15 protein-coding genes are annotated in these 15,827 nt (G+C 72.3%); 11 read left to right on the top strand and 4 right to left on the bottom strand.

Annotated elements, in window-relative coordinates; genetic code table 11:
* Positions 1-2 precede the first annotated feature (2 nt).
* The 5 genes from FHS29_RS08075 to FHS29_RS08055 all read left to right on the top strand — a co-directional run bounded on the left by FHS29_RS08075 (position 3) and on the right by FHS29_RS08055 (position 6,062).
* Positions 3-2,009, top strand: coding sequence for a caspase, EACC1-associated type (locus FHS29_RS08075; protein WP_184689666.1), 2,007 nt, complete (start codon positions 3-5; stop codon positions 2,007-2,009).
* A 10-nt stretch (positions 2,010-2,019) separates the two neighbouring features.
* Complete coding sequence (locus tag FHS29_RS08070; RefSeq protein WP_184689664.1) at positions 2,020-2,661, top strand: DUF1707 SHOCT-like domain-containing protein; 642 nt, start codon at positions 2,020-2,022, stop codon at positions 2,659-2,661.
* A 123-nt stretch (positions 2,662-2,784) separates the two neighbouring features.
* Positions 2,785-3,750 (top strand): deoxyribose-phosphate aldolase, encoded by a 966-nt coding sequence (gene deoC / locus FHS29_RS08065; protein WP_184689663.1) that lies wholly within the window; start codon positions 2,785-2,787, stop codon positions 3,748-3,750.
* Between the two features lies 1 nt (position 3,751).
* Positions 3,752-5,179: an aldehyde dehydrogenase family protein gene (locus tag FHS29_RS08060; RefSeq protein WP_184689661.1), complete on the top strand. Its 1,428-nt coding sequence runs from the start codon at positions 3,752-3,754 to the stop codon at positions 5,177-5,179.
* A complete protein-coding gene (locus FHS29_RS08055) occupies positions 5,172-6,062 on the top strand; it encodes an aldehyde dehydrogenase family protein (RefSeq protein ID WP_184689659.1) in 891 nt (296 codons plus the stop codon). The genes FHS29_RS08060 and FHS29_RS08055 overlap by 8 nt, the downstream gene beginning before the upstream one ends.
* Before the next feature lie 96 nt (positions 6,063-6,158).
* Here FHS29_RS08055 and FHS29_RS08050 read toward each other — a convergent pair whose 3' ends face one another.
* On the bottom strand, positions 6,159-7,040 hold the full coding sequence (locus FHS29_RS08050; RefSeq protein WP_184689658.1) for a carbohydrate kinase family protein: 882 nt from the start codon (positions 7,038-7,040) through the stop codon (positions 6,159-6,161).
* Between the two features lie 134 nt (positions 7,041-7,174).
* Positions 7,175-7,741, bottom strand: coding sequence for an SMI1/KNR4 family protein (locus tag FHS29_RS08045; protein WP_184689656.1), 567 nt, complete (start codon positions 7,739-7,741; stop codon positions 7,175-7,177).
* A 128-nt stretch (positions 7,742-7,869) separates the two neighbouring features.
* Here FHS29_RS08045 and FHS29_RS08040 point away from each other — a divergent pair, with 128 nt between their 5' ends.
* The 5 genes from FHS29_RS08040 (at position 7,870) to FHS29_RS08020 (ending at position 11,593) form a co-directional block, all read left to right on the top strand.
* Complete coding sequence (locus FHS29_RS08040) at positions 7,870-8,193, top strand: hypothetical protein (RefSeq protein WP_184689655.1); 324 nt, start codon at positions 7,870-7,872, stop codon at positions 8,191-8,193.
* Positions 8,194-8,195: 2 nt separating this feature from the next.
* A complete protein-coding gene (locus FHS29_RS08035) occupies positions 8,196-9,371 on the top strand; it encodes a C40 family peptidase (protein ID WP_184689653.1) in 1,176 nt (391 codons plus the stop codon).
* Positions 9,372-9,375: 4 nt separating this feature from the next.
* Positions 9,376-9,750 carry a YbaB/EbfC family nucleoid-associated protein gene (locus FHS29_RS08030; RefSeq protein ID WP_221455497.1) on the top strand — a complete coding sequence of 125 codons (375 nt, stop codon included), beginning with the start codon at positions 9,376-9,378 and terminating at the stop codon, positions 9,748-9,750.
* Positions 9,747-10,319: a YbaB/EbfC family nucleoid-associated protein gene (locus FHS29_RS08025; protein WP_184689651.1), complete on the top strand. Its 573-nt coding sequence runs from the start codon at positions 9,747-9,749 to the stop codon at positions 10,317-10,319. Before FHS29_RS08030 ends, FHS29_RS08025 begins: the two co-directional genes overlap by 4 nt.
* A gap of 65 nt (positions 10,320-10,384) precedes the next feature.
* Positions 10,385-11,593, top strand: coding sequence for a SatS C-terminal domain-containing protein (locus FHS29_RS08020; protein WP_184689649.1), 1,209 nt, complete (start codon positions 10,385-10,387; stop codon positions 11,591-11,593).
* Between the two features lie 68 nt (positions 11,594-11,661).
* On the opposite strand, the gene FHS29_RS08015 is transcribed toward FHS29_RS08020, so the two are convergent.
* Positions 11,662-12,726, bottom strand: coding sequence for an adenosine deaminase (locus FHS29_RS08015; protein WP_184689647.1), 1,065 nt, complete (start codon positions 12,724-12,726; stop codon positions 11,662-11,664).
* A 397-nt stretch (positions 12,727-13,123) separates the two neighbouring features.
* On the opposite strand from FHS29_RS08015, the gene FHS29_RS08010 reads away from it, so the two are divergent.
* Complete coding sequence (locus FHS29_RS08010) at positions 13,124-14,392, top strand: apolipoprotein A1/A4/E family protein (protein WP_221455496.1); 1,269 nt, start codon at positions 13,124-13,126, stop codon at positions 14,390-14,392.
* A gap of 54 nt (positions 14,393-14,446) precedes the next feature.
* On the opposite strand, the gene FHS29_RS08005 is transcribed toward FHS29_RS08010, so the two are convergent.
* The gene (locus FHS29_RS08005) at positions 14,447-15,799 is read right to left on the bottom strand and encodes an alpha/beta hydrolase family protein (protein WP_184689643.1); all 1,353 of its coding nucleotides are present in this window, start codon (positions 15,797-15,799) and stop codon (positions 14,447-14,449) included.
* Between the last annotated feature and the right edge of the window lie 28 nt (positions 15,800-15,827).

Raw genomic sequence — 15,827 nt, 5'->3', positions numbered from 1 at the left:
CCATGCGGCACGCACTGCTGATCGCCACCGACCGGTACGCCGACCCGACGTTCAGCGCGTTGAAGTCGCCGCGCCGGGACGTTGCCGAGCTCGACCGGGTGCTGGGTGATCCGGCGATCGGCGGGTTCACCACCGACGTGCTGGTCAACCGGACCTCCGGGCAGGTGCGGGAGCGGATCGAGGGTGTGTTCAACTCCGCCGGGCACGACGACTTCGTGTTGCTCTACCTCTCCGGGCACGGGGTGAAGGACCGGGTCGGCCGGCTCCAGTTCGTCGCGACCGACACGCGCAACGACAAGTTCGCCTCCAGCGCGGTGTCGGCGCAGTTCGTGCACGACCTGATCGGGCAGAGCCGGGCGTCCCAGGTGGTGGTGTGGCTCGACTGCTGCTACGGCGGCGCGTTCCCGAGCGGGATGCTGCCCCGGTCGGCCGGCACCGTCGACGTGGTCGAGCAGTTGGAGGGGCGCGGGTGCGTGATCATGACCGCGTCCACCCACATCCAGTACGCCTACGAGCCCGGCCGGAACGGCGCGGACGGCAGGCCCGAACCGTCCGTGTTCACCAGGACGATCGTGGAAGGGCTGGAGACCGGCGCGGCCGACCTGGACGGGGACGGCGAGATCACCACCGGTGAGCTGTACTCCTACGTCTACGACCGGGTGCGTGCGGAGAACCCCGAGCAGACGCCCACCAGCGGTGGCACGGTCAGCGGCAAGCTGGTCGTCGCGCACGCGGGTTCCCAACTGCCGTTCGGGCTGCCCGATGAACTCCGCCGGCTGCTCCGCAGTCGCGACCCGGCTCTCCGGGAAGCCGGAACCCGGATCCTCGCGGAACGGGCGGGCGGGGGTGACGCCGAGGCGGCGGAAGCCCTGCGGTCGCTGGGGACGGAGCCCGCGGTGGTCGTCCGGCGAGCGCCGCCGTCGCACGAGGTGGTGCTCGCCCGGTTCGAGCACTGCGCGGAAGTCCGGGACGGGGCGGGCACCGTGGCCTTCAGCCCGGACTCGACGATGTTCGCGTCCGGCGAGTGGGTGTGGGACACCGACACGTGGCAGCGGATCCACCACATCGAGGACGGCGTCGCCCCGGCGTTCAGCCCGGACGGGCGGCTGCTCGCGGTGGGGAGGCTGGCGACCGTCACGTTGCTGTCCACCTCGGGCTGGGACGAGGTCGCCCGGCTCGACTGCCCGCCGGACCGGCTGGAGGAGCTGAGTTTCAGCCATGACAGCCGCTCCGTGCTGTGGGATGGCGGTCACGGCCAGCGGGCGTGGATCGCCCGGGACGGCGAATGGATCCAGTGGCGGCACGGCAGCGAGCGGTACGCGTGCCTCAGCGCCGGCAGCCCCCGGTTCGCCAAGCTGTCCTTCAGCGGCGTCGAGTTGTCGGACACCTCCGATCCGTGGAACTGGCGCGTGCTGCACACCTACCGCACGGCCGAGGCGAGGGCCATCGCGCTGAGCCCGGACGGCAAGCTGCTCGCGATCGCGGACCGGGAGCGGACGACGGTGTGGCGGACCACGGATCACATGAAGCTCTCGACGCTTCCCACGGGTGTCGAACACTTCGCCCGGATGGCCTTCGGGCCGGACAACCGGACCCTCGTGGTGCCGACCAAGTACGGGTTGGAGCTGTGGGACGCGTTGAAGGGCAGGTCTGTCCAGACCCTGGGGGCGGGCCTTGACCGAATGGCGTTCAGCGCGGACGGCAGGTTCCTGGCGGCCGGCCACCGGTACGGGTTTTACCGGAACGCGTGGGTGTGGGCGAGCGATCCGGGCGCCCTCGACGGCCTGCCCCGAGGGGACGGACCGCCACCGTCGAGCGCCGAGGTGGACCGCCGGACGTGGGTCTCGATGCGGCCTTCGGTGGGCGGCTCGGCCGCCGGTGTGGCGGGGCTGGGGACGACGTTGTCGGTGGCCGGGTGGTCGTGGCTCACGTTCCTGCTCGCCGTGGCGGTGGCGACCGGTCTGTTCGTAGTCACCCGTTCGGTCGTCAAACGGGCGTGGCCCTCCTAAACTCACCCGGGTGAGCGACGAGCTGGTGCCGGACCCCAGTCAGATGCGTGCCTCGGATGCCGACCGGGAGAAGGTCGCCCAGGTGCTCCAGCGGGCGCACGGCGAGGGGCGGCTGGACCTGCACGAGCTGGACGAGCGGCTCGGCGCCGTCTACGCGGCCAAGACCTACGGCGAGCTGGCTCCGCTGACCGCCGACCTGGGGATGCCCGCCGCCAACCTGCCCTCGCCGATGCCGCACCACCTGCCGTCCACCCGCATCGGGGGCACGCCCGGTCCCACCACGTCCATCGCGTTCTGGTCCGGGGTGGACCGGAAGGGCGAGTGGGTGGTGCCGGCGAGCCACACCGTGGTGGCGGTCATGGGCGGGGTCGTGCTCGACCTGTCCAAGGCGCGGTTCGCCCAGGCCGAGACGACGATCAACGTCTTCGCGTTCTGGGGTGGCGTGGAGGTCTTCGTGCCCGAGGAGGTCACCGTCCGGGTCGACGGGGCCGGGATCATGGGTGCGTTCGAGGACAACACGCACAAGACGCCGACCATCCCCGGCGGGCCGGTGGTGCGGATCACGGGTGTCGCCATCATGGCCGGGGTCGAGGTGCGGCGGCCGAAGCGGAAGAAGATCCGGGGCGAGAAGCGGGCCGAGCTGGAGGACTGAGGCCTCCCGGCGGCCCTCCGACACCGTCTCCACAGACCACGTCACCACCCCGGTACAGACCCGCTGAGCTGCGGAAACGCGTTCACTTAGGACGCGCGTGCCAGTCCGCCTAGACTCGGTCGCATGGCTGCCACATCGACTGCGCCGTCGTTGCCGCCGGCGCTCGCGGACGCGGTGCGCGACGACGCGTCGCTGCGCCGGTTCCTGCACGGACTGCCCGGTGTCGACCAGGTCGGGGTGGAGCAGCGCGCGGCCGGCCTGGGCACGCGCAGCATCAAGAAGGCCGCGAAGTTGTGGGCGATCGACACCGCGATCTCGATGGTCGACCTGACCACGCTGGAGGGCGCGGACACGCACGGCAAGGTCCGGTCGCTGGCGGCCAAGGCCCGCAGACCCGACCCGGAACGACCGGACGTGCCGAAGGTCGCGGCGGTGTGCGTCTACCCGGACATGGTGGCGACCGCGGTCGGCGAGCTGCGGGGCACCGGGATCAACGTCGCGTCCGTGGCGACGGCGTTCCCGTCCGGCCGGTCGTCGTTGCCGGTGAAGCTGGCGGACACCGCGTTCGCGGTGGAGGCCGGTGCGTCCGAGATCGACATGGTGATCGACCGGGGCGCGTTCCTGTCCGGCCGGTACGGGCAGGTGTTCGACGAGATCGTGCAGGTCAAGCACGCCTGCGGGGACGCGCACCTGAAGGTGATCCTGGAGACCGGCGAACTCGCGACCTACGACAACGTGCGGCGCGCGTCGTGGCTGGCGCTGCTCGCGGGCGGCGACTTCATCAAGACGTCCACCGGCAAGGTGACGCCCGCCGCGACGCTGCCGGTGACGCACGTGATGCTGCAAGCCGTGCGGGACTGGCACACCCAGACCGGTGACCTGCGCGGGGTGAAGCCGGCCGGCGGCATCCGGAGCACCAAGGACGCCATCAGGTACCTGGTGGCCGTGCACGAGGTCGCCGGGCCGGAGTGGCTGACGCCCGACCTGTTCCGGTTCGGCGCGTCGACGCTGCTCAACGACCTGCTGATGCAGCGGCGCACCCAGTTGGAAGGCCACTACAGCGGCCCCGATTACGTGACGGTGGACTGACATGTGGGAATACGCGCCCGCGCCCGAATCCCGGGACATCGCCAACCTCAAGCCCGACTACCGGATGTTCGTCGACGGCCAGTTCGTCGAAGGCGGCGGCGAGCCGCTGAAGACGATCAACCCCGGCACCGAGGAGGTGCTGGCGGAGGTCTCCACCGCCGCGCCCGCCGACGTGGACAAGGCCGTGAAGGCCGCCCGCCGGGCCTACGACCGGGTGTGGGGCCGGATGCCCGGCTCCGAGCGCGCCAAGTACATCTTCCGCATCGCGCGGCTGGTCCAGGAGCGCTCGCGCGAGCTGGCCGTGCTGGAGTCCTTGGACAACGGCAAGCCCATCAAGGAATCCCGTGACGTCGACGTGCCCACCGCGGCGGCGCACTTCTTCTACCACGCGGGGTGGGCGGACAAGCTCGGCCACGCGGGCTACGGGCCGGACCCGAAGCCGCTCGGCGTCGCGGGGCAGGTGATCCCGTGGAACTTCCCGCTGCTGATGGCGGCGTGGAAGATCGCCCCCGCGCTGGCGTGCGGCAACACGGTCGTGCTCAAGCCGGCCGAGACGACGCCGCTGTCCGCGTTGGTGCTGGCGGAGATCATCCAGCAGGCCGACCTGCCGCCGGGTGTGGTGAACATCCTGCCGGGGGCCGGCGACGTCGGCGCGGCGGTGGTGTCGCACCCGGACGTGGACAAGGTGGCGTTCACCGGGTCCACCGACGTCGGCAAGGTCATCCAGCGGCAGCTGGCGGGCACCGGCAAGAAGCTGACGTTGGAGCTGGGCGGCAAGGCGGCCAACATCGTGTTCGACGACGCGCCGCTGGACCAGGCCGTCGAGGGCATCGTGAACGGGATCTTCTTCAACCAGGGTCACGTGTGCTGCGCCGGATCCCGTCTGCTGGTGCAGGAATCCGTCGCCGAGGAGCTGCTGGAGAAGCTGCGGGTGCGGGTGTCCACGCTGCGGGTCGGCGACCCGTTGGACAAGAACACCGACATCGGCGCGATCAACTCGCGCGAGCAGCTGACCAGGATCGAGGAGCTGACCGCCTCCGGCGAGGCCGAGGGCGCGCAGCGGTGGACGTCGTCGTGCCCGTTGCCGGACAAGGGTTTCTACTTCGCGCCCACGGTGTTCTCCAACGTGTCGCAGGCGATGCGGATCGCGCGGGAGGAGATCTTCGGGCCGGTGCTGTCGGTGCTGACCTTCCGCACGCCGGACGAGGCCGTGGCGAAGGCGAACAACACGCCGTACGGGCTGTCCGCCGGCATCTGGACCGAGAAGGGCTCGCGCATCCTGTGGGCGGCGCAGAAGATGCGCGCCGGCGTGGTGTGGGCCAACACGTTCAACCGCTTCGACCCCACCGCGCCGTTCGGCGGGTACCAGGAGTCGGGCTTCGGCCGCGAAGGCGGTCGCACGGGGCTGGAGGCGTACCTCGATGTCTGAGCGCATTTCCCTCGGCCGGGCCGAGAACCGGATCGCAGTGGCCAAGACCTACAAGCTCTACATCGGCGGGGCGTTCCCGCGTTCGGAGTCGGGGCGCTCGTACCCGGTGAACGACGCCAAGGGCGCTTTCCTGGCGAACGCGGCCCAGGGGTCGCGCAAGGACGCGCGTGACGCCGTCGCGGCGGCGCGGAAGGCGTTCGGCGGCTGGTCCGGCGCGACCGCGTACAACCGGGGGCAGGTGCTCTACCGGGTGGCCGAGGTGCTGGAGGGACGCCGGGAGCAGTTCATCGCCGAGGTCGGCGCGGCCGAGGGCGTCGCGGTGAAGAAGGCGCAGTCGCTGGTCGACGCGGCGATCGACCGGTGGGTCTGGTACGCCGGGTGGACGGACAAGATCGCCACCGTGCTGGGCGCGTCGAACCCCGTCGCGGGACCGTACTTCTCGTTCTCGGTGCCGGAGCCGACCGGCGTGGTCGCGGTGCTCGCGCCGCAGCAGTCGTCGTTGCTGGGGCTGGTCAGCGTGGTCGCGCCGGTCATCGCGTCCGGCAACACGGCGGTGGTCGTGGCGTCGCAGGACCGGCCGCTGCCCGCGATCACGCTGTCCGAGGTGCTGGCGACGTCGGACCTGCCGGGCGGGGTGGTCAACATCCTGACCGGGCGGACCGCCGAGATCGCGCCGTGGCTGGCTTCGCACGGCGACGTGAACGCGCTGGACCCGACCGGCGCGCCGGAGGCCGTGAGGGCGGATCTGGAGCGGTCGGCGGCGGGCACCGTGAAGCGGGTGCTGCGGGCCCGCACGTCGGAGGACTTCACGCGTGAGCCGGACCTGGCCCGGCTGCGGGCGTTCCTGGAGTCGAAGACGGTCTGGCACCCGGTCGGGGTCTGAGCGCTCACTGTTCCAGGCCCGACCTCGGCGTGCCCGATCTTCGGCGCGTCCGACTCTCGGAGGTGCCCGATTCCCGGCGCGCCCGACGCCGGCGCTTCAGGACCCGCTCGGTGGCCCGGATGCCAGGCCGGGCACGTCCGGTGCCAGGTCGGGTGAGCCGAGGCACCTCGCGGCCTGGGACGCGCCGGCCGCCAACGCGGTGGGCGTGTCCGCGCCGGCGAGGTGCGCGACCAGGAAGCCGGAGAAGAACGCGTCACCGGCTCCGTTGGTGTCCACGATCCGCTCCACCGGTGTGGCCGGCACGTGGTGGAGTCCGCTCCTCACGGCGGCCGTCGCACCCTGCGCGCCCCGCGTCGCCACTGCCGTGCGCGTCCCGGCGGCGACCCGCCCGGCGAGGAAGGCGACCAGCTCCGGTTCGGACATCCCGTCGTCGTTCAGGAACAGGTGGTCGGCGGCTTCGACGAAGTCCCGGTGGTACTCGGCCACACCGTCGTAGTCGTGCACGTCGCACCACACCGGGACGCCGGCGCGTCGGGCCGCGGCGAGCAGCGGCCGGGAGTGCTCGGCGAGGTCGACCACGGCGGCATCGGCGTCCGCGAGGGCGGCCAGGGCGCGGTCGTCGTGCCGCGGGTGCGCGAGTTCGGGCAGTTCGAGGTAGATCGACACCCGGCCGCCCCGCGGGGACATCAGGTTGAGGTGCTGCTCGCTCGCGCCGGGCGCGACCTCGGCGATCAGCTCCACGCCGGCGGCGGTCAGCACGTCCGCGATCGCCCGCCCGGCCTCGTCGTCGCCGATGACCGTCCGCAGGGTGACCGAAGCGCCCAGCGCGGCGAGGTTGAGCGCCTTGCCCGCCGACGTGCCGCCCAACGCCGTCCGGTGGCTCCGGGCGAACGCGGTGTGCGGCCTCGGCTCGGGCAGCCGGTCCAGCACCACCAGGCGGTTCCACGACACCGGTCCCGCGACGAACACCTCGGGCATGGACGGCATTCTGCTGGGCCGCGCCGACGATCGGGTCGAGCAGCGCCCGCGGCGTGTCGGCCGGACCGACCGGGCTCGCCCGGCAGGGTGCGGGGCGTTCGTCCCGGCGGAGGAGCGGCGAGGCGGCCGGGACGTCAGTCGGTCCGCCAGCCCAACCGGCCGTCGGTGGTGACCAGCGGCTGGCAGTGACCCAGTCGGCTGCGGTGCTCCAGGGCGGTGGCGACCTGGTCCAGCATCTCGTCCAGGCTGGTCCACTCCGGTTTGAGCATCTCGCCGCGCTCCCGGTCCCACTCCACCACGCAACCGGACAGGACGCCCGGCCGGAGGTCCACCGCCAGCGCGTCGCCGCAGCCGTCGAACGCTATCGGCAGCCACCTCGGGTGGTACCCGGACGTGGGCGTGCCCGCCTCGGAGTCCAGGTCGGCCGGCCAGAACCGCTCCTTGAGCCGCCACGACCGCAGGGCGTTCGTCGGACCCAACGGCGTGTAGAACGGCGGCAGCACCTCCGCGAACGCCAAGTCGGCGGTGCCGCCGCAGACGGCCCACCACGTGCGCAAGTCCTCGGGCGGCTCCAGGCCGCTGGCGCCCGCCAGCGCCTCGACCGCTGCGACGTCCTCACTGGCGACGAAGGCCGAACCGGTCGAGGGGGCGTGCTCGTCCAGCCACGCCACGATCCGCTCCCAATGGCGCAGAACACCCACACAGACATGATCAGGTCAGGAGGTCGCGCGGGGTACCGCTCATCAGGGGAGGATCTGCGCCAAAGGCCGCACGGCCGACCGCCCGATGGGGCAGGATCGCCGATGTCGGGCATCAGAGGGGGGAAGCAGTGGAACGGGGTTTCGGCGTCGACCTCGCCGCGCTGTCGACGTACACCGGCACGGCGTCCGGTCTGGCCGGTGAAGTGGGCGCGGTCGGCACGTCGACGCTGGCGGGCACCACCACGTTGGCAGCGGGCAGCTTCGGCAGGATCGGGGACGAGGTGGGCCTGGGCGCGGCGTTCCAGCAGGCGGCACAGGCCCAAGTGGACGGAGTCGCGGCCGCGTCGGCCGGGCTGTCGGCGTTCGCCACCGCCGTGTCGAAGGCGGGCACCGCGTACACCGAGCAGGAGGCGCAGCACGGCGCCGACTTCGACAAGGCTTACCGGGTCTAGGGATGGACGTCGCGGGATTCCTGGCCGGCCTCGTGCAGCCGATGAAGGACGACCTGGCCAAGCTGGAGGGCGACACCGGTGGCGCGTCCCGCGCCGCGGACGCCTTCGGGCGGGCCTCGTCGGCGCTGAGCGAGATCGACGGGCGGCACACCGGCGCCGCCAACGCGGTGCTCGGCACGTGGTACGGCGACCGCGCGAACGCGTTCCAGCAGCGGGTCGCGTCGTTCTCCGGCGGGGTGGGCACGTTGGCGCGCAACGCGACCGCCACCCAGACCGCCGCGACGACCGCCGTGAACGCGGTCGACGGCGGCAGGAAGACCATCCAGGGCCTGATCGACGACTTCACCGGGTGGGCGCAGCCCCGGCTGGCCGCCGCGGTCGCGGCGTCGCTGTTCGGCGGGATCGGCGCGGCGCTCGCGGTGGCCGCCGACATCACCGCGAAGGCCCGCGAGTACGAGGGGAAGTCGAAGCAGGAGCTGGACAAGGTCCGGTCCGAGCTGACCGCCGTCGCGGCGCAGCTGAAGGGCTTGCCGAAGCCCGACTTCGCCGGGCTCGGCGGTTCGCTGGGCGGGGATTCCGGTGGCACCACGTCGACTTCGAGCGCGGGTGACGACGGCAAGCGCGAACCCTCGTCTCCCGGCGGACCCGGTGGTGATTCGGGCAGCGGCGGCGGGTCCGGCGGTGGCGGCTCGGGCGGCGGTTCAGGTGGTGGCTCCGGTGGCGGAGGCGGTGGCGGTGCCACGGGTCCTCGGCTGCCGGTGGCGATCCCGCCGCAGCCCGGCACCGGCGTGGGCGTGAACCTGCCGGACGGCAGCTCCGCCGAAGCGCCCAACGAGACCGCCGCACGGGCCGTGCGCAACGCGTTGTCCGCCTTGGGCACCCCGTACGTGTGGGGCGGCGCCAACCCGCCGCAGGGCACCGACTGCTCCGGCCTCACGCAGTGGGCGTACCAGGGCGCGGGTTTCGACATCCCGCGCCCGGCGTCCTCGCAGGCGATGGGCGCGTCCGTGCCGCCGGACCAGCTGCTGCCCGGCGACCTCGTGGTGTGGGACGGGCACGTGGCGATGGTGATCGGCAACGGGCAGATGGTGGAGGCGGGCGACCCGGTCCAGGTGAACCCGGTCCGCACGGACAACATCGGCATGGGTTTCATGGGCTTCTACCGACCGACGGGCTGAGGACGTGGACGAGACGAACCGCGCGGCCCGACGGGTCGCCGACGTGGAGACGCAGGTTTCCGAGCACATCGCGCGCACCGGACCGGTGTTCGGCCGGGCGTCCTCTTCGGACGGCGCGGTCACCGTGGTGTGCGCGCCGGGCGCGCCGCCGCAGGAGGTCCGCATCTCCCCGGCCGCGCTGAACATGGGTGCCGCCGCGCTGGGCGACGAGATCGTGCGGGTGGCCGAACGCGCCGCGGAGGACGCCGCCGCGCGGATGCACCAGTCGCTGGCGCGGCTGGTGGACCCGGCGACCTCGCGGGCGCTGACCGAGATCGGTTTCCCGGCCGGCGCGGCGGAAGAGGACTTCGGCTCCTCGTACCTGAGGGGGCCTCGATGAGCTCGCAGGAAGAGCGGATCGCCGCCGCCGACCGGCTGACCGGGGTGCTGTCCCGGGTCACCGGCACGGCCACGCACCACACCGGGCTGGTGACCGTGACCGCGTCGGCGGTGGGCGCGCTGAAGTCCGTGCGGCTGCTGCCGGCGGCGCTCGGAAGGGGTCCGGACGCGGTGGGCCGGATGGTCACCGAGACCGCCCGGCTCGCCACCGACTCCGCCGTTCAGACCAGCTACAACGAAGTGGCGAAGACGTTGGGCGACAGCATGGCGATGGCGATCGAGGACTTCGCCGGCCCGCCACCGCTGCACGCGCAGGGGCCCGGCACGCCGCCGCTGCCCGGCACGTCCCCGGCACCCGGCGGGTCCGCGCCCGCGCCGCCGCGGGCGCCCGGCAGGACCGCGCCGCGACCGGCTCCGGCGCACCGGCCCACACCGGAGCCGCCCGCTCCGGGCCAGGTCACCCGCCCCTGGTCGGCGCAGCCGCCGAAGCCCGCGCAACGCCCCCGTCCGCCGGTGGAGGACGACGACGACGACTTCTTCGCGGACCCTTTCCGTGGTCAACGGCGGTAGTCGGAGATCCACCCCGTAGTCTTGCCCCCGCATGGCAAAGGGGCATGGTGTGACCGGGAGGTCGGATGGCACAGGACATCGTCCCGATCGAGCTGGGGCTCACCCAGGGTGATGTCGTCACCCTGTGGGCGCCGCGCTGGCGGGAAGAGGGCGAGGAGTGGGAGGCATTCCTCGGCCACGAGGAGGACCTGTACGCCTTTCCGGATGCCGCCCACCTGGCGGCGTTCGTGCGCAAGGCCGAAGAGCACGACCTGACCGACCACCCCGCGTGGCACGTCGTGCCGGGGCTGTCCGTCGGTGAGCTGTCCCCGGACGACAACCACCAGTTCGACCTGGTGGGTGTGCCGGAGCTGGTCGCCGAGGAGCCGGACACCTGGGTCATCGGCGAACTCGCCGACGTGGTGTCGATCGTGCGCTCGCTGGCCGACGTGTGCGACCTGGAGAAGGTGCACGAGGTGCTGGACTCGGCGGAGGGCTTCTCGCTGCTGCCGCAGGGCACCCTGCCGTTCACCGGTCGCGAGGGCCAGGCGCTGTGGACCGAGATCGCCGAGGTCGTCGCCGAGAAGTGGGACGAGGTGCTCGACGCGATCGACGAGGTGGTCACCGCGCCGGACGTCGACGAGGACGCGCTGAAGGCCGCCCAGGACGAGCTGGCGGCGTTCGAGGAGGCCAACGCGACGGCCGCGGCCGACGACGAGGACGACGACGAGGACGGGACCGAGCCGGTCGGCTTCTGGGCCGAGGTCGGCATCGACCCGATCAAGATCATCACCAGCACCGGCGAGTACTACACGCTGCGCTGCTACCTCGACGACCAGCCGCTGTTCCTCGGCCGCAAGGGCCGGATCGACGTGTTCGGCTCGCCGCGCGCGCTGTCCCGGTTCATCGTGGAGGCCGACGACAACGACCTGTCCGAGGTGTCCACCTGGGGCGAGCTGGTGGTCAAGGCGACCGGTGGCGACCTGGAGGTCGAGGTCGACCCGGACAACGTCTACGTGCTCACCGGCCTGGACGAGGACATCGCGGACGGCCCGGACGGCGTCGACCCGACCCAGCTGGACCTCGCGGTGGAACTGCTGGAGGACACCGGCGAGTGGGCCGGCGACGACGGGGTGAAGGTGGCGCTCAACCAGTCCGAGTCGTTGGGCTGGCTGGTGTCCTACGTGCTCAAGCCGGACCCGACGCGCCTCGCGCCCAGCGCGCCGTACGACGCCGAGGTCGCCGCGTGGCGGACCCTGGTCGCCGCGTTCGAGGACCGGCTCAAGGTGCACTAGGTCCGTGCCCGCGAGGCAACGGGAAGGGGGCGTCCCGCGCGGGACGCCCCCTTCCCGTTGCGGTGGGACTACTTCACCAGTTCGGCGTAACCGGGCTCGATCACGTCCCGGATCAGGGCGCGGCGCTCGTCCAGCGGCAGGAACGCGGCCTTGGCGGCGTTGACCGTGAAGCGGCGCAGGTCGTCCCAGCCGAAGCCGAACCGGTCCACCACGGTGTGGAACTCGCCGGACATGGTGCAGTCGCTCATCAGCCGGTTGTCCGTGTTGACCGTGATGCGGAAGCCCAGGTCGTCCAGCCGCTTGATCGGGTGCTCGGCGAGCGAGGCCACCGCACCGGTCTGCACGTTGGACGTCGGGCACATCTCCAGCGCGATGCGGCGGTCCCGCACGTACGCGGCCAGGTGGCCGACCTCGTCGCCCTGGATGTCCTCGGCGATGCGCACGCCGTGGCCCAGCCGCTCCGCGCCGCAGAACTGCACGGCCCGCCAGATCGACTCCGGGCCGTCGGCCTCGCCCGCGTGGATGGTGAAGTGGGCGTTCTGCTGCCGCAGGTACTCGAACGCGGTCAGCTCGCGGGTGGCCGGGAAGCCCAGCTCGGGGCCGGCGATGTCGAACCCGACGACGCCCGCGTCCCGGTAGCGGACCACCAGGTCGGCGATGCGCTGCCAGCCGTCGTTCTGGCGCATGGCGCACAGCAGCGTGCCGACCCGGATCCGGTTGCCGGAGGCGGCCTCGCCCTGCCGGAAGCCCTCCTGCACGGCCTCCACGGCCTGCTCCAGGCTCAGGCCCTTGTCCGTGAACAGCTCGGGCGCGTACCGGATCTCGGCGTACACCACGCCGTCCGCCGCGAGGTCCTGCGCGGCCTCGGAGGCGACCCGGACCAGCGCCGCCTCGTCCTGCATGACGCCGCAGGTGTGCGCGAAGCCCTCCAGGTAGCGCACCAGCGAGCCGGAGTTGGCGTTGTCGCGGAACCAGTCGGCCAGCACGACCGGATCGGTGGTGGGCAGGCCCTGGTGTCCACTGGCGTCGGCGAGTTCGATCACCGTCCGGGGGCGGAGTCCACCGTCGAGGTGGTCGTGCAGCAGCACCTTGGGCGCGCTGCGGATGGCCTCCGGGGAAAGCGGGGTAGGCATGCGGATCACCGTATACCGGCGACACGCGGTGACCGGTGCGCTTCGCGGTGATCAAGCCCGCTATGATCACCGCGGTGTCATCCGGTGTGGCGAGAACCACCCTCCCGGATGCCCCTTTGGCCGTTGTCCAGTCGTGATGCAGAACTTTCCGCTACCGGCGTCCCGGCCCTCGTCACCCGCCCGGCGGATGCTCACCCGGAGCACTCAAGGGTGCGCCGGCCGTTACCTTCCAGTAGGGTCGGTCGTCGTAACCCGAACGGACTAAGCGCAAGCGCGAGACAGGCGGTGTCCTCCGGGGGGTGGTACAGCCCGGACCCCTGACGCGGTTAGGCTCCCGGAGGTCTCCCCTCCCCTGGACGAAGGCATTCAAGCCGTGAACGAGAACAACAACTCCACGATGTCCTTCGATCGGATGCGCAACATGCTGACGCGCGCCGCGGAGATCCGTGAGAGCGAACAGCAGCAGATCTTCGATGCACTGGACGAGATCCACGCGCGGATGTCCCCGCTGGAGTCGCTGGGTTCCGTTCGCAAGCGCCTGTCCGAGCTGCCCGACCGGACCGAGGTCGGCGTGCTGGCCGAACGGCTGGACGAGGCGCTGGCGCGGTTGGAGGCGCAGGACAACGCGGTCCAGGGCATCGGCCGGGCGGTCGACGGCCTGGTCGACAAGCTCGCCAAGCCGTTCGCGCAGCTCGACGGCAGGCTGGACGGCGTGGCCGGCCGGTTCGAGGGCGTCGCGGGGCGGATGGACGGCCTGGAGGACAAGCTCGGCCACATCCACAAGCGGCTGGACGACCTCGAAGTCCACCTGGACAAGCAGGACGGCAAGGTCGACGCCGTGCCGGGCGCGGTGACCGGCCCGCTGCGGGAGCGCATCGAGTCGCTGGAGGTCGCGCTGCGCGGTCGCCTGGACGAGGTGGACGAGGGCGTGCACGAGCACCTCGACGGCACCCGCGAGGCGTTGCAGCGCTCGGTGTCCGACTCCTCGTCGACGCTGCACGGCCGGCTGGACGAGACCAGGGACAACCTCAACAGCACCCGCGACTCGCTGTTCTCGTCGCTGCACGACACGCGCGACAAGCTCACCGGCTCGCTCGACGAGACCCGCACCGCCCTGTCCGGCTCGCTGACCGAGACCCGGGAGACCCTCGCGGCGGCCTTGGACGACACCCGCAGCACGGTGCACGGCAAGCTGGACGAGACCCGCGAGGCGCTGCACGCGGCCCTGGACGAGACCCGCGACCAGGTGGACGCCACCGACCGCCTCGAAGCGCTGGCGCAGCGCCTGGAGCAGGTCACGTCCCGCCTGGACACCATGACCACCCGCCTGGACGCGGTGGAGGACGACTTCGCCGCCCGCCTGGGCGACCTGACCGGCGTGGTGGAGCAGGGCATCGCCAAGGTCGAGGGCACGCTGTCGTCCCGGCCGGACTCCGACTCGCTGGCGTCCATGGTGCGCAAGAGCAACCAGGAGTCCGAACTCCGCATCGGCGGCCAGCTGGACGAGGCCATGGCGACGTTCGCCGAGCTCATCCTCGGCGGCGGCTCGCCCACGCCTCCCCCGCCGCCCACCGCGCTGCCCCGTCCGCAGCGGCGCACCCGCAAGAACGGCCCGAAGCCGACCGACAACCGCGACGACGACGACCTGACCGCCGAGGGCGCCTGATCGCAGTCGTGCGAGAAGCCCGGTCCCCCTCGCGGGGGCCGGGCTTCTCGGCGTTCAGAACGGCAGCGGGCGCGGGTAGGGGCCGGGCCGGTGGTCGGAGAACGCCGGTCGGACCACGGCGTCCTCGCCGGTCAGCGGGTTGCGCACGACCTGCTTGTCCGGTCCGAAGGCGGACGCGGCGGTGTTGAGCGTGGCCGGGTCGGTGGCGGGCCAGGCACCGTCGGCCAACCGGTCGAACAGCGTGCCGAACGCGGTGATCTCCTCGGACGCGGTGAACCGGCAGTGCCCCGCCCGGTCGACCGGGTACTGGCGCAGGTCGGACTCGCGGTGCACGCGGTCGCGGTACGCGGTCTGGTTGGAGATCGGCAGCAGGCCGTCGGCGACGTTGTGCACCGTCACCACCGGCCAGGGGTTGACGCCGATCGGCAGGCTGGTCCTGGCCAGGTACGCCACGGCGGACGGGTCGGCGGTGACGCGCGGCGCGCCGGCCAGCCGGGCGAGGTCGGCGTCGAGGTCCAGCCCGGCCGCCGCGTACGCCTGACGCACCAACGACTTCTCACTGGACCGTTCGAGCACCCGGCGGTAGTCGACGCCGATGTTCCAGGACGGGTTGCCGCCCGCCCACCGCTCCAGGTCGGCCCGACCCACCCCGACCGCACCGGTGCGGAAGTGCTGCGCCCACACCCGGGTCCAGTGGAGCTGGTCCACCAGCCCGGTCGGCCGGGGCGCGGTCGGGTCGAACCAGCCGGGCAGGTCGCCCAGCGCGCCCGCGAGCGCGATCCGCGCCCGGCCGACCGGGTCGTCGCCCGCCGCCTCGATCGCCTGGAAGGCCTTCGCCTGGTTGGCCTCCGGGTCGGCCACCTCCACCAACTCGATGTCCACCCCGAGCAGGGTCTTCACCGCGAACATCACGTCGAGCCCGGAGTTCCAGTACGACGCCCCGCCGCCCACCGCGCCGCACAGCGTGAGCACCCCGTCGAACCGCCGAGGATTGCGCTCGGCCAGCACGGTCGCCGTCGCGCCACCCACCGACTCACCGGCCGAGATGGTGCGGCGCGGGGTGCCGACCGTGCGCCGGAACCAGTCGAGCAGGGCGATCTGGTCCCGTAACCCGTCCTCCAGCGACCACCCCACGGTGGTGCGGAACTGCGAGCCGGCCAGCGCGAACCCCCTGGCCAGCAAATAGTCCTCGGTCGCGGGCTGATCCGTCAACGCGATCCTCGACGGCGGCGCGCCGTACGCGCCGTGACTCCACAGCACCAGCGTGCCGTTCCAGTCCGACGGCACCATCACCCGGTACGCCGCACCACCGATCTCCCCCTCGTACCGCCGGACGGAAGCCGAAGCCGGCACCGCCAGACCCAACAGCGCGCACACCACCAGCAGCAGAACCCCGAGTCGCTTCATGACCGGGTTTCTACTCGCTCACGGGCAC

The sequence above is a fragment of the Saccharothrix tamanrassetensis genome (assembly GCF_014203665.1).
In the GTDB taxonomy this organism is placed as follows: Bacteria; Actinomycetota; Actinomycetes; order Mycobacteriales; family Pseudonocardiaceae; genus Actinosynnema; species Actinosynnema tamanrassetense.
The sequence above is the reverse complement of the archived record's forward strand: the minus strand, read 5'-3'. Positions and strand labels throughout refer to the sequence as shown.